Annotated in this window: 20 protein-coding genes; 14 read left to right on the top strand and 6 right to left on the bottom strand. The window is 67.2% G+C overall.

Going from position 1 to position 21,076, the window contains the following annotated elements:
• The first annotated feature begins 14 nt into the window (after positions 1–14).
• The gene (locus QF047_RS13095) at positions 15–464 is read left to right on the top strand and encodes a (deoxy)nucleoside triphosphate pyrophosphohydrolase (RefSeq protein ID WP_307277692.1); all 450 of its coding nucleotides are present in this window, start codon (positions 15–17) and stop codon (positions 462–464) included.
• Positions 465–564: 100 nt separating this feature from the next.
• Here QF047_RS13095 and QF047_RS13090 read toward each other — a convergent pair whose 3' ends face one another.
• From QF047_RS13090 to QF047_RS13080, 3 genes are all read right to left on the bottom strand, one after another.
• A complete protein-coding gene (locus QF047_RS13090; protein ID WP_307277689.1) occupies positions 565–1,665 on the bottom strand; it encodes an Rv2578c family radical SAM protein in 1,101 nt (366 codons plus the stop codon).
• Positions 1,666–1,753: 88 nt separating this feature from the next.
• Entirely contained in the window at positions 1,754–2,476 is a 723-nt protein-coding gene (locus tag QF047_RS13085) for an SIMPL domain-containing protein (RefSeq protein WP_307277686.1), read from the bottom strand.
• Positions 2,477–2,479: 3 nt separating this feature from the next.
• Positions 2,480–2,983, bottom strand: a complete 504-nt coding sequence (locus QF047_RS13080) for a hypothetical protein (RefSeq protein WP_307277683.1) — start codon at positions 2,981–2,983, stop codon at positions 2,480–2,482.
• A 208-nt stretch (positions 2,984–3,191) separates the two neighbouring features.
• Here QF047_RS13080 and pheS point away from each other — a divergent pair, with 208 nt between their 5' ends.
• Complete coding sequence (gene pheS, locus QF047_RS13075) at positions 3,192–4,253, top strand: phenylalanine--tRNA ligase subunit alpha (protein WP_307277680.1); 1,062 nt, start codon at positions 3,192–3,194, stop codon at positions 4,251–4,253.
• A 2-nt stretch (positions 4,254–4,255) separates the two neighbouring features.
• Complete coding sequence (gene pheT / locus QF047_RS13070; protein WP_307277678.1) at positions 4,256–6,799, top strand: phenylalanine--tRNA ligase subunit beta; 2,544 nt, start codon at positions 4,256–4,258, stop codon at positions 6,797–6,799.
• 96 nt (positions 6,800–6,895) lie between these two features.
• Here pheT and QF047_RS13065 read toward each other — a convergent pair whose 3' ends face one another.
• Positions 6,896–7,861, bottom strand: coding sequence for a quinone oxidoreductase (locus tag QF047_RS13065; RefSeq protein WP_307277675.1), 966 nt, complete (start codon positions 7,859–7,861; stop codon positions 6,896–6,898).
• 139 nt (positions 7,862–8,000) lie between these two features.
• On the opposite strand from QF047_RS13065, the gene argC reads away from it, so the two are divergent.
• The 10 genes from argC (at position 8,001) to QF047_RS13015 (ending at position 18,211) form a co-directional block, all read left to right on the top strand.
• Positions 8,001–9,032: an N-acetyl-gamma-glutamyl-phosphate reductase gene (argC, locus tag QF047_RS13060; protein ID WP_307277673.1), complete on the top strand. Its 1,032-nt coding sequence runs from the start codon at positions 8,001–8,003 to the stop codon at positions 9,030–9,032.
• Complete coding sequence (gene argJ, locus QF047_RS13055) at positions 9,029–10,195, top strand: bifunctional glutamate N-acetyltransferase/amino-acid acetyltransferase ArgJ (protein ID WP_306639010.1); 1,167 nt, start codon at positions 9,029–9,031, stop codon at positions 10,193–10,195. The genes argC and argJ overlap by 4 nt, the downstream gene beginning before the upstream one ends.
• A 44-nt stretch (positions 10,196–10,239) precedes the next feature.
• Positions 10,240–11,199 carry an acetylglutamate kinase gene (argB, locus tag QF047_RS13050; protein ID WP_307277669.1) on the top strand — a complete coding sequence of 320 codons (960 nt, stop codon included), beginning with the start codon at positions 10,240–10,242 and terminating at the stop codon, positions 11,197–11,199.
• Positions 11,196–12,473 carry an acetylornithine transaminase gene (locus tag QF047_RS13045; RefSeq protein ID WP_307277666.1) on the top strand — a complete coding sequence of 426 codons (1,278 nt, stop codon included), beginning with the start codon at positions 11,196–11,198 and terminating at the stop codon, positions 12,471–12,473. Before argB ends, QF047_RS13045 begins: the two co-directional genes overlap by 4 nt.
• Positions 12,470–13,480 (top strand): ornithine carbamoyltransferase, encoded by a 1,011-nt coding sequence (gene argF / locus QF047_RS13040; RefSeq protein ID WP_307277663.1) that lies wholly within the window; start codon positions 12,470–12,472, stop codon positions 13,478–13,480. Before QF047_RS13045 ends, argF begins: the two co-directional genes overlap by 4 nt.
• Complete coding sequence (locus tag QF047_RS13035) at positions 13,480–14,010, top strand: arginine repressor (RefSeq protein ID WP_306639016.1); 531 nt, start codon at positions 13,480–13,482, stop codon at positions 14,008–14,010. Before argF ends, QF047_RS13035 begins: the two co-directional genes overlap by 1 nt.
• Before the next feature lie 46 nt (positions 14,011–14,056).
• A complete protein-coding gene (locus QF047_RS13030) occupies positions 14,057–15,262 on the top strand; it encodes an argininosuccinate synthase (RefSeq protein WP_306639017.1) in 1,206 nt (401 codons plus the stop codon).
• Between the two features lie 27 nt (positions 15,263–15,289).
• On the top strand, positions 15,290–16,753 hold the full coding sequence (gene argH, locus QF047_RS13025) for an argininosuccinate lyase (RefSeq protein WP_306639295.1): 1,464 nt from the start codon (positions 15,290–15,292) through the stop codon (positions 16,751–16,753).
• Positions 16,754–16,902: 149 nt separating this feature from the next.
• Positions 16,903–17,439 (top strand): pyridoxal 5'-phosphate synthase, encoded by a 537-nt coding sequence (locus tag QF047_RS13020; RefSeq protein ID WP_307277657.1) that lies wholly within the window; start codon positions 16,903–16,905, stop codon positions 17,437–17,439.
• Between the two features lie 10 nt (positions 17,440–17,449).
• Complete coding sequence (locus tag QF047_RS13015; protein WP_307277655.1) at positions 17,450–18,211, top strand: maleylpyruvate isomerase family mycothiol-dependent enzyme; 762 nt, start codon at positions 17,450–17,452, stop codon at positions 18,209–18,211.
• Positions 18,212–18,253: 42 nt separating this feature from the next.
• On the opposite strand, the gene QF047_RS13010 is transcribed toward QF047_RS13015, so the two are convergent.
• Positions 18,254–18,748 (bottom strand): methylated-DNA--[protein]-cysteine S-methyltransferase, encoded by a 495-nt coding sequence (locus QF047_RS13010; protein ID WP_307277652.1) that lies wholly within the window; start codon positions 18,746–18,748, stop codon positions 18,254–18,256.
• Entirely contained in the window at positions 18,745–20,292 is a 1,548-nt protein-coding gene (locus tag QF047_RS13005) for a DNA-3-methyladenine glycosylase 2 family protein (RefSeq protein ID WP_307277649.1), read from the bottom strand. The genes QF047_RS13010 and QF047_RS13005 overlap by 4 nt, the downstream gene beginning before the upstream one ends.
• Before the next feature lie 115 nt (positions 20,293–20,407).
• Between QF047_RS13005 and QF047_RS13000 the strand changes: the two genes are divergently transcribed.
• Complete coding sequence (locus tag QF047_RS13000) at positions 20,408–21,070, top strand: DNA-3-methyladenine glycosylase (RefSeq protein WP_307277646.1); 663 nt, start codon at positions 20,408–20,410, stop codon at positions 21,068–21,070.
• Positions 21,071–21,076 lie beyond the last annotated feature (6 nt).

Below are 21,076 nucleotides of genomic sequence, written 5' to 3'. Positions count from 1 at the left end.
CATAGAATGGGGCGGTGACTGGACTGATACAGGTGGTGGGCGGAGCCGTAGTGGACAGCCTTGCGCAACCTTCCATGCTGCTCGTGGCGCGCCGCAGTGCCCCCGAGAAGCTGGCCGGCCTCTGGGAGTTCCCGGGCGGCAAAGTGGAGCCGGGCGAGGGACCGGAGGCGGCGTTGTGCCGTGAGCTGGGCGAAGAGCTGGGAATCGAGGTGCGCCTCGGCGCTGAGCTTCCGGCGGATTCCCCCCATGGCTGGCCTCTGAATGACCGGGCCAGTATGCGCGTCTGGTTCGCAGAGATCCTGGAGGGTGAGCCGGAGCCCCTCGAGGACCATGACGAACTGCGGTGGGTGTCATTGGCTGATCGGGACGAGGTGCTTGGCCTGCCTTGGATTCCCGCCGACTTCCCGATCGTTCGGGAATTGTTGGCCGCGCTCAGCGTGGCGGCGGCGTGCGGGCGCCCGTAAAATCCCACTTCTGGAAACTGCACTCCTGGGACCGTGCCCCCTGATCCTGTACCGCCGGGACCTGCCCTTCCCAGGCCTGACCTGACCTGCCCTGCCCTGCCTAGAAGAGGGTCGCTTGCGTTGCCGGCGTTGCACTGGCGGCGGCCCCTGCGGGTATGGTGGCCGGAATAATGCCTGCGGGGTACTCCGCTTCCTCGCCGCGGGGATCGTCCAGATCGCGGTGGCTGAAGCCCGACGAATCAGAGAAACCGTACCGGGCTTTGAAGTAGCGGACTCTGCCGGCCAGCCATGCCCGGTATTCCTTGGAGGCGTAGGAGCCGGCATAGAGCCGGCGATAACGGCCCGCGAGCTCAGGATGATTGGCTGCCACCCACTTCATGAACCACTCCCTGGTGCCGCCAGGCTTCAGGTACAGTGCGCCGGCAGTCACGCCGGTGGCCCCAGCAGAAGCAAGGGACGCAAAAAGGGAGTCGAGTGCTTCGTCGCTGTCCGTGAGCCAGGGCAGGATGGGCATGGCCATGACTCCGCAGGGGAGGCCGGCGTCGCGAAGCCGTGAGACCAGCTTGAGCCGTGCCCGGGGTCCCGGAGTGCCGGGCTCGATGGCTTCCGATAATGCTTCGTCAGTCATGGCGAGCGAGATGCCGATGCCTACCGGCACTTGGGTAGCAGCACTTTTCAACAGCGGAATGTCCCTGGCCAGCAAGGTTCCTTTGGTGAGGATGGACAGGGGAGTGCCGGACTCGGCCAGGGCGTTGATGATCCCGGGCATCAGTCGGTAGCGCCCTTCGGCGCGCTGGTACGGATCCGTGTTGGTGCCGAGGGCTACCTGGTGCCGGCCCCAGGATGGCTTGGCCAGCTCTTTCCGGAGGACCTCCGCCGCGTTGACCTTCACCACCACCTGGCTGTCAAAGTCCCGCCCGGCGTCGAAATCGAGATACGTGTGGGTTTTCCTGGCGAAGCAGTAGACACAGGCGTGGCTGCACCCGCGGTAAGGGTTGATGGTCCATTCAAACGGCATGCGCGAGCTTGCGGGAACTTTGTTGAGCACCGATTTGGCGGTGACCTCATGAAAGGTGATGCCCGCAAATTCCGGTGTGGTGACCGACCGGACCAGCCCCGCCAGGGGAAGGAGTGCAGGAGCGGCATCACCGGCGGCTGTATTTGCCAGCGGCTGCATCAGTGCTTGGGCGTCCCATCTCATGGGTTCCATTCGAATATACGTTCGAACTTAAGTCAAGCAGCTGGCAGTGCTCCGAGCGGGCCTCCGACCGCACCAATGAGACGCAAACTCAAGCTTCAAGCTCCCAAACCACCCTGATGGCCACGCTCGCTGAGGTTTCCCCGGCTTCCACGGAGAGGGCTTCCACTGAGGCGGCGCGCTGCATCCGGGGGAGCGGGACCGGAGGTTGGGGCGCCACGGTGTCCGTGATGGACAGGACCCGGCCCAGGCGGCCGGAGGCGAGGCGGGCAAACTGCTGGGCCGAGCGAAGTGCGTCCAGCCAGGCGGCTTCCCGCGCACGTGCCCGCACCTCCGCGTCGTCCGCAAAGGTCAGTTCAAGGCCATTAAGCCGGACGTCATTTCCGCCGGCCTGCACAGCGTCGGATATCACTGCCGAGGCAGAACCCGGGGCCCGCAGCCTTACGGTGAGGGTACTGGCCGCGACGTATCCGGTGACACTCTGGCCTTCGCCCTCCCGCCAGACGAGGTCTGCCCGGACGTTCAGTCCGGTGGTTCGGATGTCCCCGCCGGCGACGCCATGCCGGCGGAACGTTGACGCCACGGTGTCTGAACTGCTCCCGGCCCGGGACCATGCCGCCTCGACCGATTCGGCGCGGCATTCCACCCCGATGGACACCACCATCAGGTCAGGGGCAGCTTCCGCCGCCCCGGTTCCGGTGACGCTGACAGTCCCGATGGCCCCGCCGTAAAACTGAGGGCCGTCCTGCCCCACGACGCTGCCCCCTTCACCGGGCCTGCTCGGGTCAGTGAATCCCTCAGCTTCCGTTGGCATGGGTCACGCCTCCATTCCGGAAGGGCCGGCCATCCCGGGCAGGTGGCGGCGCCGGGGACGGGGCGGGCTGTTGCCCAGCGGGTACCCGCCGGCCGCGAGCCCCGCGTGCCGTTCGAAGATGTTGCCGGTCCCCGGATTGCCGGTGCGCAGCACCGACCACCCGGCGGCTGCCAGGTACAGCGGAATGAAGGGCAGTCCCAGGCACCAGGCGTACTGGCTGCAGTGCCTTTCCTCGTGTCCCAGGAGCGCGGGCCGTGACAGCAGGTCTTCGGCTGTGCTGCGGCACAGCATCACATTGCCCAGGGTGTAGGCGTGCGCAAACGGCACCCGCCACCGGTAGCCGCCGGCGATGATGAGCCCCCGGGGACCCCGGCGGAGCTCCGTCCGCGCAAGTCCTGCGACGGCGAGGCCCAGGAGGGTGCTGCCGTTCGCAGCGTTCGCCGCCAGCCGCAGCAACTGCGGAACTGTCAGGGGCCCCCGAAGCGCCCATGGCTCCCGTGGTGTCATGAGGCCATGCTAGCCGGACGTTCAATTAGACTGGAGGGCAGTGGCCGCCGGATTTTCCGGTATGCCCTGACCTGGTCATTGAATGAACCGATATTTGCACATGAATTAGGCTCATTCATCCATGACCTGCCAGTGACGGACGAGCCGCCGGGAAACCGCGCAGGCTGCCTGTTCACCGGCAGCCACGACTCGTAGCTAAGAACAGTAGATGACTGAAACTTTGCCGGGCGCCGCCATCCCGAACCCTACGGATGAAGCCGCCATTACTGCCGCTGTAGACCAGGCCATCGCCGCCATCGCCGGCGCGGCCACCCTTGATGAGCTGAAGGCGGTGAGGCTCGCGCACACTGGTGAAAAGTCGCCGCTGAGCCTCGCCAACCGTGAAATCGGCAAGCTGGCCAAGGACCAAAAGGCCGTCGCTGGAAAGCTCATGGGCGCCTCCCGCGGGCGGGTAAACAAGGCGCTCGCGGACCGCACGGCAGAGCTGGAAGCCGAAAACGACGCCCGGATCCTGCTGGAAGAGACCGTTGACGTCACCGCCGCGCCCCGCCGTCGTCGCGCCGGAGCCCGGCACCCGCTGTCCACCCTGCAGGACCGCGTGGCGGACATTTTCGTTGGCATGGGCTGGGAAATCGCCGAGGGTCCCGAAGTGGAATCCGAATGGTTCAACTTCGATGCCCTGAACTTCAAGCCGGACCACCCGGCCCGCGAAATGCAGGACACCTTCTTCGTGGAGCCGCCCGAGGCCCACCTGCTGATGCGCACCCACACGTCCCCGGTGCAGGTCCGTTCCATGCTGGAACGCGAGCTTCCCATCTACGTGTTGTGCCCTGGCAAGGTGTTCCGCACCGACGAGCTCGATGCCACGCACACTCCCGTGTTCCACCAGTTCGAAGGCCTGGCCATCGACAAAAAGCTCAGTATGGCGGACCTCCGCGGCACCCTTGAGCACTTCGCGCGGCAGATGTTCGGCGACGAAGCCCAGATCCGGCTGCGTCCCAACTACTTCCCGTTCACCGAGCCGTCCGCCGAGCTCGATATCTTCCACCCGGGCGCCAAGGGCGGACCGCGCTGGATCGAGTGGGGCGGCTGCGGCATGGTCAACCCCAACGTTCTCCGCGCCGCGGGCATCGACCCGGACGTCTATTCAGGTTTTGCCTTCGGCATGGGCATCGAGCGGACCCTGATGTTCCGCAACGAGGTCGGCGACATGCGCGACATGATCGAAGGCGATGTACGTTTCAGCGAGCACTTCGGGATGGAGATCTAACAGTGCGTATCCCTATTTCCTGGCTGCGTGAATTCGCGGAGGTACCGGCCAGAGCAACGGCCGAAGACGTAATGGCCGAACTGGTGAAGGTCGGCTTTGAAGAAGAGGACGTGCACCGTCCCACGGACACCCTGAAGGGTCCCGTCGTGGTGGGCCAGGTCCTGAGCCTGGTCAAGGAACCGCAGACCAACGGCAAAACCATCAACTGGTGCCAGGTCCGCGTTGTCCCCGAAGGGCAGGAGCAGACGCTCACCGGCGAGGGCATCGACCCGTCCGGCGTGCAGGGCATTATCTGCGGCGCCCACAACTTCGTGGAAGGCGACAAGGTGGTGGTCACCCTGCCGGGCGCCGTGCTGCCGGGAGACTTCCACATCTCTGCCCGCAAGACCTACGGCCACCTCTCGGCGGGCATGATCGCCTCCGTCCGCGAACTGGGCATCGGCGACGACCACGACGGCATCCTGGTGCTCTCCCGCATCGGCCTGGACCCCGAAATCGGCACCGATGCCATGGAGCTGCTGGGCCTGTACGACGAAGCCGCCGAAATCAACGTCACCCCGGACCGCGGCTACGCCTTCTCCCTCCGTGGCGTCGCACGCGAGTACGCGCACGCCACCGGCACCACGTTCACCGATCCGGCGTCGCGCGTCAGCGCCCCCGCGGAACTCTCCGGCGGCTACGGCGTCAAGCTCAACGATGACGCCCCCATCTACGGCAAGCCGGGCTGCGACCGGTTCGTGGCCAGGACGGTCCGTGGGGTGGACGCCACCAGGCCCACCCCGCCATGGATGACCTCCAGGCTCCGCCTGGCCGGTATCCGTTCCATCTCCCTGCCGGTGGATATCTCCAACTACGTGATGCTGGAACTTGGCCAGCCCACGCACTGCTACGACCTGGACAAGCTGTCCGGGGAGATCGTGGTGCGCCGCTCCGGGGCCGGCGAAAAGATCACCACCCTGGATGACAAGGAGCGCAGCCTCGACCCCGAGGACCTGCTGATCACCGATGATTCCGGCGCCATCGGCATCGCCGGCGTCATGGGCGGGGCAGCCACCGAGGTGGGGGACACAACGTCCAACATCCTGGTGGAATCCGCGCACTTCGACGAGGTGTCCATCGGCCGGTCCCGCCGCCGCCACAAGCTGCCGTCGGAGGCGTCCAAGCGCTTCGAGCGCGGCGTCGACTGGCAGGTGGCCGGCATCGCCGCCCAGCGCGTGGTGGACCTCCTCGTGGAACTCGCCGGCGGCACGGCAGACGAGGCGGGAACCGACGTCGGAACCGCCCCGGACTCCGTGACGATTCACCTTCCGGCAGGCTTCGCCGCTGCCCGGATCGGCATCGATTTCACCGAAGAGCAGATCGTCACGTCCCTCGAGGACCTGGGCGCGGCCGTGGTGAAGAACGACGCCGGCTGGAGCGTCACTGCCCCCAGCTGGCGCCACGACCTGGAGACCAAGGAGGACCTCTCCGAGGAGGTCGCGCGCCTGGTGGGCTACGACAAGATTCCCGCGACGCTGCCTGTGGCCCCTCCAGGCCGCGGCCTCACGCGTGTGCAGCAGCAGCGCCGCCGCCTGATCCAGGCCCTGGCTGATGCGGGCCTCACCGAGGTCCTGGCCTACCCGTTCGTCTCCAAGGCGGCGAATGACACCTTCGGCACTGTTGAAGAAGGCACAGGCCGGAGCGCCGTCAAGCTGGCCAACCCGATCAGCGAGGAGCAGGGATTCCTGCGCACCTCCATCCTGCCGGGGCTCATCGAGGTGGCCAAGCGGAACCATTCCCGCGGCTTCCGCGACCTGGCCCTCTTCGAGTCGGGCCTGGTGTTCCTGCCCGCCGAAAAGATGGGTACCGCGTCCATCCCGCCGCTTGGGGTTAAGCCTGCTGATGAGGTGCTGGATGCACTGTACGACGGCGTCCCCGCCCAGCCTTTCCACCTCGCCGTGGTCCTCACGGGACATGATTCACCGGCCGCCGCCGAGCACGCCCCGCGTGTGTGGGACTGGGCTGACGCTTTGGACATTGCCCGGCTCGCCGGCGACGTCTTGGGCGTGGAGCTGGTGGTCAGCCAGGGCAGCCACCAGGCATTCCACCCCGGCCGTACTGCCCGGTTGTCCCTCCGCACCGGCGAAGTGGTGGGCTACGCCGGTGAGCTGCACCCCAAACTGCTCGCAGCGTCGGACATGCCGGCCCGCTCGGTGGCCCTGGAGCTCAACGCCGACGCACTGTTTGACGCTGCGCCGGACGTCATTGTGGCACGCCACATCTCCACGTTCCCGGTGGCCACCCAGGACGTGGCGCTGGTAGTTCCCGCCGGGGTGCCGGCCGACGACGTACTGGCCGCACTCCGCGAAGGTGCCGGTGAGCTGCTGGAAGATGTTGCGCTCTTCGACGTCTACGCCGGCAAGGGGATCGAGGAGGGCAAAAAATCCCTGGCCTTCGGCCTCCGGTTCCGCGCCGACGACCGAACCCTGACCGCGGACGAAGCATCGGCAGCCCGCGAAAGCGCCGTTGCCCTGGCCGCCGAGCGGTTTGGGGCAGTCCAGCGGTAGCCGGGAAGTAGACACGGTACAAACGGAAGGTCTCCACAGCCAGGATGAATTGATCCTGGCTGTGGGGACCTTTCCCGTTTGTCCAGCTACGGTGCCTTACGGAACCAGGACAACCTTGCCGGTGGTGCGGCGGCCTTCCAGGTCGCGGTGCGCCTGGGCGGCCTGCGACAGGGGGTAGCGGGCGCCGATCCGGACCTTGAGGCTGCCATCTGCAGCGGCGGCGAAAACCTCGTCCGAACGCCAGCGGCGTTCCGCCGCATCCCTCAGGTGGTGCGCAATGGTGGGTCTGGTCAGGAACAAGGATCCGCCGGAGTTCAGGCGTTGGGGATCCACGGGCGGGACCGGTCCTGATGCCGCGCCGAAGAGCACCAGCATTCCACGGACGCGCAGTGCGGCAAGTGAGCCGTCAAAGGTGTCCTTTCCCACGCCGTCGTAGACCACGTCGGCGCCGGTGCCGCCGGTAATGTCCCTGACCCGTTCGGCGAAGCCCTCGTACCGCAGCACGTGGTCTGCGCCGGCGTCCAGCGCCAACTCTTCCTTTTCGTCACTGGAAACGGTGGTGATGACTTCCGCGCCCCTGGCTTTTAGCATCTGGGTCAGGAGCAGTCCTACACCGCCGGCTCCCGCGTGCAGCAGCACGGTATGCCCTGGCTCCACCTTGAAGGTTGAGTTCATCAGGAAGTGCGCCGTGATGCCCTGCAGGGAGAGTGCGGCGGCGGTGAAATCATCGATCCCGGCGGGTACGGGCAGCGCGGCGTCCTCGTCCACCAACGCGTAATCCGCGTAACAGTTGATGCCCTCGGCCGTGGCGATCCTGTCGCCGATGGTGAAACCGGTAACTCCGTCGCCCACCGCCTCCACCGTGCCGGCGGCTTCTGATCCGGGGGTGAAGGGATACGGGACCTTGTAAGTGCCGCTGCGCTTATAGGTGTCAATGAAGTTCACTCCCGCTGCGGCCACCTTGACCAGCAACTGGCCCGGACTCGGAACCGGCTGGTCCACGTCCGCATACTCAAGGACTTCCGGGCCGCCTGCCTGGCGTGCGACGATGGCATGCGTCATGGCTCTCCTTCCCCGGGCCCGGCCTTTCCAGCCCCGGCTGCCGGAACCATCCTAAAGACTCTTCAAGCTAAGCCCGCGCTATCAACCCACGATGCATAAATATCGGTACTAGTGAATAATTTTGCTGTAAGGTGGACCCATGACTATTTCTGTTGCAGTCTCAGGCGCCAGCGGCTATGCCGGCGGAGAGGTGCTCCGCCTCCTGGCGGGCCACCCGGATGTGACCATCGGGGCAATCACAGCGCACAGCAACGCCGGTTCGCGCCTCGGCGAGCTGCAGCCCCACCTGTACGGACTGTCCAGCCGCATCCTGGAGGACACCACGGTGGAGAACCTCTCCGGCCACGACGTCGTCTTCCTCGCACTGCCGCACGGTGCCTCCGCTGAAATTGCGGCCCAGCTTCCGGAAGGGACAGTGGTGATCGACGCCGGCGCCGACCACCGCCTGGAGGACCCGGCCGCCTGGGAAAAGTTCTACGGCTCAGCCCACGCCGGCACCTGGCCGTACGGCCTGCCGGAACTGCCCGGCCAGCGCGAAGCCCTCAAGGGCGCCAGCCGCATCGCCGTGCCCGGCTGCTACCCGACGTCGGCCCTGCTGGCCCTGACGCCCGGATTCGCCGCCCATCTCCTCCAGCCCGACGACGTCGTGATCGTTTCCGCGTCCGGCACCTCGGGCGCAGGCAAGGCCGCGAAGGTGAACCTGATCGGCTCCGAGGTGATGGGTTCCATGAGCCCCTACGGCGTGGGCGGCGGACACCGGCACACCCCAGAGATCGAACAGGGCCTGTCGAATGCGGCAGGGGAGCAGGTGACGGTCTCCTTCACACCCACCCTCGCACCGATGAGCCGCGGGATCCTCACCACCGCCACCGCCAGGGTCAAGCCGGGTACCACTGCTGAGCAGCTGCGCCAGGCGTGGACTGACGCGTACGACGACGAACCCTTTGTGCACGTCCTGCCCGAAGGTCAGTGGCCCGCCACCAAGTCCGTCCAGGGATCGAACCACGCTGCCATGCAGCTTGCCTTCGATGCGCACACCGGCCGGGTGATTGTCACCTGCGTGATCGACAACCTCACCAAAGGGACCGCCGGCGGCGCCGTCCAGTCCATGAATATCGCACTCGGCCTGGCAGAAACCGCCGGCCTTGACCTGCAGGGAGTAGCCCCGTGACAGTAACCGCACCCCGTGGATTCCGGGCCGCCGGCGTCACCGCCGGATTGAAAGCGTCGGGCAACCCGGACCTTGCTTTGGTGGTCAACGACGGCCCCGCGAAGGCCGCCGCCGCGGTGTTCACCAGCAACCGCGTGGCTGCGGCTCCGGTCCACTGGTCCCGACAGGTGGTATCGGACGGCCGCGTGGACGCCGTCATCCTCAACTCCGGCGGTGCCAACGCCTGCACCGGGCCCACCGGCTTCCAGAACACACACAGCACCGCCGAAAAAGTGGCCGAAGTGCTGGGTATTTCGGCCACGGATGTTTTTGTCTGCTCCACCGGGCTGATCGGTGAGCAGTTGCCCATGGACAAGATCCTTCCCGGCGTGGAGGCGGCCGCTGCTGCCCTCAGCACCGACGGCGGACCCGACGCGGCCACCGCCATCATGACCACCGACTCAGTGCCCAAGTCCGCGCTGTTCATCGGCACCGACGCGGACGGCCAGGAATTCAGCATCGGCGGTATCGCCAAGGGTGCCGGCATGCTCGCACCGGGCCTGGCCACCATGCTGGTGGTCCTCACCACGGACGCCCTGGTGGAGGCGGAGATGCTCGACGTCGTCCTCCGCGACGCCACGCGCGTCACCTTCGACCGGGCCGACTCGGACGGCTGCATGTCCACCAACGACACTGTGGTCCTGCTGGCCTCCGGCGCCTCCGGCGCGGTGCCGTCCGCCGAAGCCTTCGGCTCGGGCCTCACCCAGGTATGCGCCGAGCTCGCACGGAAGCTGATCGGCGACGCAGAAGGTGCCAGCCACGACATCGCCATCCGCACCTTCAACGCCGCCAGCGAGGCCGACGCCGTAACCGTCAGCCGCTCCGTGGCCCGCTCCAACCTCTTCAAGGCCGCCATCTTCGGCAAAGACCCGAATTGGGGACGTGTGCTCTCCGCCGTCGGCACCACGGACGCCGTTTTCGAACCGGACCAGCTCAACGTCTCCATGAACGGTATCCAGATCTGCCGCAACGGCAGCATCGGCGACGACCGGGCCCTCGTGGACCTGGAGCCGCGCGAAGTGCTGGTGGAGATCGACCTGCAGGCGGGCGACGCCGAGGCCACCATCTGGACAAACGACCTCACCCACGACTACGTGCACGAGAACAGCGCCTACTCCAGCTAGGAGCCCCCGCGCACCCGGCAAGAACCGTTGCGGAAAGTGACAGCATGAACACCCAGACGCGTGAAACCACCAGCATGTCCGATGCCCAGGACAAGGCCGGAACCCTGATTGAGGCCCTGCCCTGGATCCAGCGGTTCGCCGGCACCATCATGGTGATCAAGTACGGCGGCAACGCCATGGTCAACGACGATCTCCGCCGCGCCTTCGCCGAGGACATCGTGTTCCTCCATCACGTAGGCATCCATCCGGTGGTAGTCCACGGCGGCGGCCCGCAGATCAACTCCATGCTCGGCCGGCTCGGCATCGAGTCCGAATTCAAGGGCGGCCTCCGCGTCACCACCCCTGAAGCCATGGATGTGGTCCGGATGGTCCTCACCGGCCAGGTGGGACGCGAACTGGTGGGCCTGATCAACTCCCACGGCCCCTATGCTGTGGGCATGTCCGGGGAAGACGGCGGCCTGCTGCGCGCAGTCCGGACGGGAACCGTGGTGGACGGCGAAGAAGTGGACCTCGGGCTGGTCGGCGAGGTGGTGGGAGTCGACCCCGCCGGCATCGTGGACATCCTCGAGGCCGGCCGGATCCCGGTAATCTCGACGGTTGCCCCCGAGATTGTGGACGGCGGAGACGGCGTGCCCGGCACGGCGCGCTTCCAGCCCACCGGCCAGGTCCTCAACGTCAATGCGGACACCGCGGCGGCAGCCGTCGCCTCGGCGCTGGGCGCCTCCAAGCTGGTCATCCTGACTGACGTCGAGGGCCTGTATGCCAACTGGCCGGACAAGTCCTCGCTGATCTCCTCGCTGACCGCCTCGGAGCTTCGGGACATGCTGCCGAGGCTCGAATCGGGCATGATCCCCAAGATGGCGGCCTGCCTCAAGGCCATTGATGAGGGTGTGGAACGCGCTCATATTGTGGACGGGCGCCTGCCCCACTCCATGCTTCTTGAAACATTTACGACGGCGGGCATCGGCACCCAGGTAGTCCCGGACGAGGAGATCAACGGATGAACAGCACGGAGAATCTCGACAAGCTCGATCACCGGAGCCCGGTGACAGAACTGGTGGAGACCACGGGCCACGCCGGCTCCGAATGGCTGGCCCGCTACTCCACGTCCTTGATGGGCGTGTTCGGCACTCCGCAGCGCGTCCTGGTCCGCGGTGCCGGCTGCCTTGTCTGGGATGCTGACGGGAAGGAATACCTGGACCTGCTGGGCGGCATCGCCGTCAACGCGCTCGGCCATGCCAACCCGTTCGTCACGTCGGTCATCTCCAGCCAGCTTGCAACACTGGGCCACGTGTCCAACTTCTTCACCAGCCCCACCCAGATTGCGCTGGCCGAAAAGCTCCTGGCCCTCACCCATGCCCCGGCCGGTTCCAAGGTGTTCTTCACCAACTCCGGCACCGAGGCCAATGAGGCTGCCTTCAAGCTCGCCCGGCGCAATGGTGATCCTGCCGGCACAGGGCCACGGACCAAAATCATCGCGCTTGAAGGTGCCTTCCACGGCCGGACCATGGGTGCGCTGGCGCTGACAGCCAAGGAAGCCTACCGCGCCCCGTTCGAGCCCCTGCCCGGCGGCGTGGTGCACATCCCGTTCGGCGACATCGAAGCCCTCGAAGCCGCAGTGGACGAAACCGTGGCAGCAGTCTTCCTCGAGCCCATCCAGGGTGAAGCAGGGGTCCGTCCGCTCCCTGCCGGTTACCTGCGCACAGCACGGGAACTCACCACCAAAGCCGGCGCCCTGCTGATCCTCGACGAGGTGCAGACCGGCATCGGACGGACCGGCAAATGGCTCGCCAGCGAGGATGCGGGCATCGTGCCGGACGCAGTCACCCTGGCAAAGGGCCTAGGCGGCGGCTTCCCGATCGGTGGGCTGATCACCTTTGGTGACGCGACGTCGTCGTTGTTGAGCGCAGGACAGCACGGCACCACGTTCGGCGGAAACCCCGTGGCCACGGCGGCTGCCCTGGCCACCCTGCACGCCATCGAAAGCCAGGATGTCCTGGCCAACGTAGCTGCCGTGGGGGAACACCTGCGCGCCGCGCTCGCAGCCATTCCGGGCGTTACGGAAGTCCGCGGCGAGGGCCTGCTGATCGGCTTCGACCTGGACGCGGACGTGGCGCCGGCAGTAGTGCAGGCAGGTCTTGACGCCGGCTTCATCGTCAACGCCCCCGGACCCCGAACCATCCGCCTGGCTCCACCGCTGGTCCTCACCACAGCACAGGCAGACTCATTCCTCGCAGCCTTCCCGGCCATCCTCCAGACAGCTAAGGACGCCCAGTGACAACAGCCACCGGCACTACCCGGCACTTCCTCAAGGACACGGATCTCAGCCCGGCCGAACAGGCTGAGGTCCTGGAACTCGCCGCCCGCATGAAGGCAGATCCGTACAGCGTCCAGCCCTTCGCCGCAGGGGGCAGCGGCCGCAAGACCGTTGCCGTGATTTTCGACAAGACCTCCACCCGCACCCGGGTCTCGTTCGCCACGGGTATCGCCGACATGGGCGGCAATGCCCTGATCATCAACCCGGGCGAGGCGCAGATCGGCCACAAGGAATCCGTGGAGGACACAGCGAAAGTCCTGGAACGGATGGTCTCCACCATCGTGTGGCGGACCGGCGCGCACGCCGGCCTGGTGGCGATGGCGGACAACTCCAAGGTGCCGGTCATCAACGCCCTGTGCGATGACTACCACCCCTGCCAGCTGCTCGCGGACCTGCTGGCCGTGAAGGAGCACAAGGGCGAGCTCAAGGGCCTCACCATGAGCTACCTGGGGGACGCGGCCAACAACATGGCCAACTCCTACCTGCTGGCCGGCGTCACGGCGGGCATGCACGTCCGCATCGCCGGGCCCGAGGGCTACCTGCCCGCCGCAGATATCGTGGCCGCAGCGGAGGAACGCGCGGCCCAGACCGGCGGTTCTGTGCTGATCACCAGTGATGCCGTGGAGGCGCTGAAGGGTGCCGACGTCGTCGCAACAGATACGTGGGTATCCATGGGCCAGGAAGCCGAAAAGGAAGCCCGGCTGCAGCTGTTCCGGGAGTACTCCGTCGACGAGGCGGCCATGGCACACGCTGCGGAAGACGCCGTCGTGCTGCACTGCCTGCCCGCCTACCGCGGCTACGAAATCTCAGCCGGCGTCATTGACGGCCCGCAGTCCATCGTCTGGGATGAGGCCGAAAACCGGCTCCACGCCCAGAAGGCGCTGATGGCCTGGCTCATGCACCGGTCCGGCCTCGCCTTCGTTGACGGACTTTCGCCCGTAGAAGGCACCGGGGAGAGCACGTTCTAGTGTCCGCCCAACCGGCGTCGCCGGGCTCCAGCCCGGCCACCAAAACCGCCCGCCAGGCCCGCATCACCGCCATCCTGACGGGTGAATCAGTGCGTTCCCAGGCGGAGTTGGCGGCCCTGCTCGCGGACGACGGCGTGCAGGTCACCCAGGCCACCCTGTCCCGGGACCTGGTGGAACTCGGGGCTGTCCGCGTCCGCGGGAAAGAGGGTGTGCTGGTCTATGCAGTCCCAGGCGAGGGCGGCGAGCGGGCGGCGAAAAGCGGCGTGAGCCAGGAAATCCTGGATGCCCGGCTGGCCAGGCTGTGCAGCGAACTCCTGGTCACCGCCGAAGCATCGGCCAACATCGCCGTGCTCCGCACCCCGCCGGGCGCCGCTAATTTCCTGGCCCTGGCCATTGACCATTCGGTGATGCCGTCCATCTTGGGCACCATCGCCGGGGACGACACCGTACTGCTGGTGTCCCGGGACCCGAACGGCGGCCAGGACCTCGCCGCCAGGTTCCTGCAACTGGCCGAAGAAGCCGGGCAATAAGCTTGAAGACAACATCTACGAACCCCAATCACAAGGAGCATTTGAAGTGACTGAACGCATTGTGCTCGCCTACTCGGGCGGCCTGGACACCTCAGTAGCCATCGGCTGGATCGGCGAAGCCACCGGCGCCGAGGTCATCGCCGTAGCGGTCGACGTCGGACAGGGCGGCGAGTCCCTCGAGACCATCCGCCAGCGCGCCCTGGGCTGCGGCGCCGTCGAAGCCTACGTGGCCGACGCCTCCGACGAGTTCGCCAACGAATACGCGATGCCCACCCTGAAGGCCAACGCCCTCTACCAGGGCCACTACCCGCTGGTGTCGGCCATCTCCCGCCCGGTCATCGTCAAGCACCTGGTCAAGGCCGCCCGCGAGTTCGGCGCCACCACCGTTGCCCACGGCTGCACCGGCAAGGGCAACGACCAGGTCCGCTTCGAAGTGGGCATCCAGACCCTCGGCCCGGACCTGAAGTGCATCGCCCCCGTCCGCGACCTCGCCCTCACCCGCGACAAGGCCATCGCCTTCGCCGAGGAAAAGGGCCTGCCTATCGAGACCACCAAGAAGAACCCGTACTCCATCGACCAGAACGTCTGGGGCCGCGCCGTGGAAACCGGCTACCTCGAGGACATCTGGAACGCCCCCACGAAGGACATCTACGACTACACCGCCACCCCGGAGTTCCCGCCGGCACCGGACGAAGTCACGATCTCCTTCCAGGCCGGCATCCCGGTAGCGATCGACGGCGTCAAGGTCACCCCGCTGCAGGCCATCAAGGAACTCAACCGCCGCGCCGGCGCCCAGGGCGTGGGCCGGATCGACGTCGTCGAGGACCGCCTGGTGGGCATCAAGTCCCGCGAAATCTACGAAGCACCCGGTGCCATGGCGCTGATCACTGCCCACAAGCACCTCGAGGACATCACCATCGAGCGCGAGCAGGCCCGCTTCAAGGCCACCGTTGGCCAGCGCTGGGCCGAGCTGGTGTACGACGGCCAGTGGTTCTCCCCCCTCAAGCGCTCCCTGGACGCCTTCATCGAGGACACCCAGAAGTACGTCTCCGGTGACATCCGCATGGTGCTCCACGGCGGCCAGGCCATCGTCAACGGCCGCCGCTCGGACACCTCGCTCTACGACTTCGACCTCGCCACCTACGACACCGGCGACACCTTCGACCAGTCCATGGCCCGCGGCTTCATCGAGCTGTGGGGCATGTCCGCCAAGGTTGCCTCCGGCCGCGACATCCGCGTCGAAGGAAAGTAAAAACCGGTGGTTGAGCAAAAAGCTGAGATGGGCCCACGGGCGCAGGGGTCCCCGGCCGAGCGCAGCGAGGTTGGGGTGCGCTCGGGGACGAACACCGGCGCTCTGTGGGGCGGCCGGTTCGCCGGCGGCCCCGCCGATGCCCTGGCGGCGCTGAGCAAGTCCACACACTTCGACTGGCGGCTGGCGCGCTACGACATCGCCGGTTCCAAGGCGCACGCCCGTGTGCTGCACAAGGCCGGCCTGCTGGACGCCGCCGAGCTGGAGGGTATGCTTACGGCCCTCACCCGGCTGGATGAGGACGTAGCCTCGGGCGCGTATGTGCCGGCGGAGTCCGATGAGGACGTGCACGGTTCGCTGGAGCGCGGCCTGATCGAGCGTGCCGGAACGCAGCTGGGCGGCAAGCTCCGCGCCGGCCGGTCGCGCAACGACCAGGTGGCCACGTTGGGCCGGATGTTCCTGCGCGACCATGCCCGGATCATCGCCCGAGGCGTGCTGGCCACGGTGGATGCGCTGGTGGAGCAGGCCAAGGTGCACCACGGCGTGGCCATGCCGGGCCGGACCCACCTGCAGCACGCCCAGCCGGTATTGCTCAGCCACCATCTCCTGGCCCATGCCTGGGCGTTGCTGCGCGATGTGCAGCGCCTTCAGGACTGGGACAAGCGCGCCGGCATCTCGCCCTACGGTTCGGGTGCCCTGGCAGGCTCCTCCCTGGGCCTGGATCCGGAGGCAGTAGCAGCGGACCTCGGTTTCTTCTCCGCGGCCCACAACTCGATTGACGGCACCGCTTCCCGGGACGTCTTCGCAGAGTTTGCCTGGGTGTGCTCGATGATCGGCGTGGACCTTTCACGGATCTCCGAGGAAGTCATCCTCTGGGCCACCAAGGAGTTCTCCTTCGTGACGCTGCACGATTCCTACTCCACGGGATCGTCCATCATGCCGCAGAAGAAGAATCCGGATGTGGCGGAGCTGGCGCGCGGCAAGGCCGGTCGCCTGATCGGCAACCTGACCGGGCTGCTGGCCACGCTCAAAGGCCTGCCGCTGGCGTACAACCGCGACCTGCAGGAGGACAAGGAGCCGGTGTTCGATGCTGCCGACACCCTCGAGCTCCTGCTTCCGGCCGTCTCCGGCATGATCGCCACCCTGACGTTCAACACCGAACGGATGGAGTCGCTGGCACCCCAGGGCTTTGCGCTGGCTACGGACATCGCCGAGTGGCTGGTCCGCCAGGGGGTTCCGTTCCGCGAGGCGCATGAACTGTCCGGCGCGGCCGTCAAACAGGCGGAATCCCGCGGCGTGGAGCTGTGGGACCTGACGGATGAGGAGTATGCCGCCATCTCGGAGCACCTCACGCCGGAGGTCCGCACAGTCCTGTCCACGGAGGGCTCGCTCAACAGCCGCAACTCCCAGGGCGGAACGGCACCGGCCGCCGTCGAACGCCAGCTGGTCGCGCTGGAAGCCGAGCTAGCCGGCGTGCGGGAGTACGCAAAGTAACAGCCCAACGCTCTCTCAGTTGATGCCCCTTTTTGGCCAACGCTCTCTCGCTTTCCTTAGGAAAGTGAGAGAGCGATTCCGAAATTCGCGCGTTATCTGAGAGAGCGTTGCGGGTTAGTGGGGCGCGGACCCGCCGCTAGGGTGGAGCCATGAGCGACTCCTTCCGCAGGCAACTCCGGGCCCTTCCCGACTTCCCGGACTCCCTGCCAGGCTTTGACCCGGATACCGCCCCGGCAGATCCCGCGGAACTGTTCAGGCAATGGCTGGACGAGGCACAGGCCGCGGGGGAGCGCCAGCCGCACGCCTGCAGCCTCGCCACCGTGGACGGCCAGGGCCAGCCGTCCTCGCGGATGCTGATCCTGAAGAACATCGACGACGACGGCTGGCACTTCGCCACGTCCCGCACCTCACGCAAGGGCAGGGAACTCGGCGGCAACCCTCGTGCGGCCCTGAACTTCTACTGGCCGTCGCTGGGGCGGCAGGTCAGGGTAGCGGGGCCCGTGGTGGAGCTTTCCGCCGACGCTTCAGCCCGCGACTGGGACGAGCGCCCGCGCTCCGACGGCAGCGATAACCCCAACTGGCAGCTCTACGCCGTCCAACCCGCCGAAATCGAGTTTTGGCAGGCAAGCCACGACGGCCCCCACATCCGCCACCGCTTCGGCCCCGATGGCGTTATTACCGGCTAGTATGAGCGCCATGACAGCTCCCGCACCTGACGTCCTGCTTGCCGGAATCCATAAAGCCGCCGGCGACGTTGCCTCCGATGTTGCCAAGCTCGGCGATGAGGACGTGACGGCTCCCTCCGCGCTGCCCGGCTGGACGCGGGGCCACGTGCTGGCCCACCTGACCGGAATCTCCAACGCCATGGCCAGGCAGCTCGAGTACGCGGCCCGCGGCGAGACCATTGAGCTGTACGAAGGAGGCATGCAAGGCCGGAACAGGGCCATCGACATGACTGCCGGGCACGACGCCGCCACCCACCTCACAGACCTGAAGGCAGCCCTGGACCGGGTGCTGCGGGCTTTCGATGTACTGCCCGGCGTCAAGGATTCTTCGGCCAACGGCACCGGCTGGTGGGCACCCATCAGTTATCGAGGGGGAGTGGTCCTGGATGGTGGGCTCGCCCTGTGGCGGGAACTCGTCATCCATGCCGCGGACCTGCTGACGGGCAGGGGACCGGAAACCTGGAGCCGGCCGTTCTGCGAGCACCTGTTCGATTTCCTCGCAGCCCGCGTACCGGCGGAGGACAAACTCGTGCTGCAGCCCCTCGGCCTTCCGCCAGTGAGCATCGGCGGCGGGAACCGGTCCACAGTGGTCAGCGGAATGATCACGGATATCGCGGCCTGGCTCGCCGGCCGCGAACCTACCCTTGGCAGCCTGCGCGCCTCCGCCGCGGCGGACGGTGTTGACCTGCCGGCCCTCCTGCCCTGGCCGGCCGGAACGCCTGCCCCCAAGTAACGGTCCGCCCCCGGCACCTTGCGAGAGATGGCAGCAGCGTGCTCAGGCGGCCTCGCGTGCCAGCAGCCTCTCCTTGATGGGCAGTCCCCAGCGGAAGCCGCCCAGCGAGCCGTCCGTCCGGATAACGCGGTGGCAGGGCACGAACAGGGCTGCAGCATTGAAGGCGCAGGCGCTGGCGGCGGCCCGCACAGCTTTGGGATTGCCCGCCAGCCCGGCGTACTCGCTATACGTGACAGGGGATCCCGGCCGGACCAGCCGCAGCACGTCCCAGGCGTGCGTACGGAAGGGCCCCGACATCTGGAGCACGGGCACACGCATCGCCGGTCCCGGATCCCCCGCATAGAACGCCTCCACGGCTGCAGAGACGCTGCCAAGGTCAGTGACCAGCTCAACGGCGGCCGGCCGCAGCGACGGATGGATTTGCCCGGTCAAGTCGCCGGGCTTGTCGGTCCACCCGCTCGAAAGGACCTGCCCGTCCCGGGCGAGGATGGTGAACGGGCCGTCCGGAGTGGACATCTGAAGCAACTGGGCCTTCATCGTTTCGCTTTCTCTGCTGTTCCGGTGCCTGCACCGGCAAGCTTCGTTGTGCCGCCCGGACGGGAGGCGGCTGCGGCCTGGGCTGCTGCCCGCCACAAATGCATGGTGGCGTACGAGCGCCAGGGGCTGACCTCGCGGAAGTCCGGGCTGGCGGTGCCGGCACCAATTCCGCCACCAGGCTCCGCATGCCCTGGCCGGTCGAGCGCCCTCATCCCGTTCCGCACCGCCGCGTCGTTGGCCAGGAAGACATCCGGGGCGCCGAGGACCCGCATGGCGAGGTAGCCCACCGTCCATGGTCCCACCCCCGCCAGCGGCAGCAGCTTCGCGCCGAGGCTGGCCAGGTCATCACCGTAGCCGAAATCCAGCCTGCCCTCAGCGAGTGCGGAGGCTGCCGCACGCAGGGCCTCCGCACGTTTCCTGGGTCCGCGAAGGAGGGCGTAGCCGTCAGCGGCAATGTCGGCCGCCGTGGGAAACATCCGCCCCAGGCCTTCGCCGGGGCTTTGGCTGGAACGCCCGACGGCGGCCAGTTGCGTGAGTGCCGTCCGCGCCGCAGCCACGGTGATCTGCTGTCCGACCATCGCCCGGACCAGCATCTCGCCGGGGTCCAGGGCCCCGGGCATCCTGACGCCGGGAGCGGCAGCCACCGAGGCTGAGAGTCGACTGTCCGCTGCCAGCGCGCCGTCGATGGCCACCGGATCGGCATCCAGGTCGAACAGCCTGCGGACGCGGCTGAGCAATGCCGGCAGGTCGCGAAGGTCCACTGCGCCGACGGTGAGGGTAAGCGGCCGTCCTTGGGCGCCGCCGTCGTACTCAATCCGAAAACGTGCGTCGCCCTGCGGCAGCCGCAGGGTACGCGCGTAGGACGTTGCTGATCCTGCTTCGATTCCGGGGATGGCGCGCACGGCCAGGAACGTGAAGATGCCGGAATCGAAGGGCTCGCGGTAGGGGAGGCTGAGGGTCAGGGCGGTGGATCCCGCGGCAACTTTTGGGTGCCGTGCGGCGCGGAGGGCGGTGGGCGTCATGTCGAAGACCTCCACCATGGTCTCGTTGAACTGCCGGACACTGCTGAAGCCGGCCGCGAAGGCGACGTCAGCCAGCTTCATGGACGTGGACACCAGCAGGGTCCGGGCCGTCTGGGCACGTCCGGCCCGGGCCAGCGACAGTGGACCGGCGCCAAGTTCCTGGCTGAGGATGCGGTTCAGCTGCCGGGAGGAATAGCCAAGGCGGGCGGCCAGGCCGTCCACGCCGTCCTTGTTGACCACTCCGTCGTTGATCAGGCGCATGGCCCGCCCGGCAATGTCCTGCCGGACGTTCCAGGCCGGGGTGCCGGGAACCGCCTCGGGGAGGCAGCGCTTGCAGGCCCGGTAGCCGGCGTCGTGCGCTGCGGCGGACGTTTCGTAAAAGGTGACGTTCGCGGCCTTGGGCGTCCTGGCCGGGCATGACGGGCGGCAATAGATGCCCGTGGTCCGGACGGCAGTGAAGAACTGCCCGTCGAACCGGGTGTCCCGGGCGTCTATTGCCCGGTAGCGCTGCCAGAAATCCATTCCTCCATCCTGCCAGGCGCGCACGGTAGGGGCTAGCGGAAATCGGACATGGCCGTGGTGGCGTTTTTTCTGCTTTGTGCAGGGTATTGCTGCTGGTTTTGGATAGAGTCTGGCCATGAGCAGAAGCCCCTCGCCGGACCGGGAACCGTTGCGGGAATTCCTGTCCGGAGATGCCCGCGAGCTGGCCCCGCTGCTGCTTGGGGCTGTCCTGACCCACGATTCGCGGGAGGGGCGGGTGTCCGTCCGCCTCACCGAGGTGGAGGCCTACCTGGGTCCGGAGGATTCCCTGCATCCTGATCCGGGTTCACACACCTACCGTGGTCCCACTCCGCGCAATGCCCCCATGTTTGGTCCGGCCGGGCACTTGTATGTCTACTTCACTTACGGAATGCATCACTGCACGAATATCGTGTGTGGTCCGGAGGGGGTGGCCTCCGCCCTGCTGCTGCGTGCCGGGGAGATCGTGGAGGGTGCCGAGCTGGCCCGGCACCGCCGTCCCACCTCGAAAACTCCTGCCGACCTGGCCAGCGGCCCGGCCCGCCTCGCCAAAGCCCTGGGCCTCACCACCGCCTACAGCGGACGTGACGCGCTGGTGCCGCCGTTCGGGCTCACGCTTCCGGACCGCCCGGCCACGCAGGTCAGCTCGGGGCCCCGGGTTGGGGTCTCCGGCGCCGGTGGATCAGAGGATTACGCCTGGCGGTTCTGGCTCAGCGCCGATCCTACGGTTTCCAGGTACAAGGCAGCAAAGCCCAGGCCGGCCAGGCAACACCTGCGTTAGCGGAAA

Source organism: Arthrobacter sp. W4I7, from assembly GCF_030816215.1.
GTDB lineage: Bacteria > Actinomycetota > Actinomycetes > Actinomycetales > Micrococcaceae > Arthrobacter > Arthrobacter siccitolerans_A.
The sequence above is the reverse complement of the archived record's forward strand: the minus strand, read 5'-3'. Positions and strand labels throughout refer to the sequence as shown.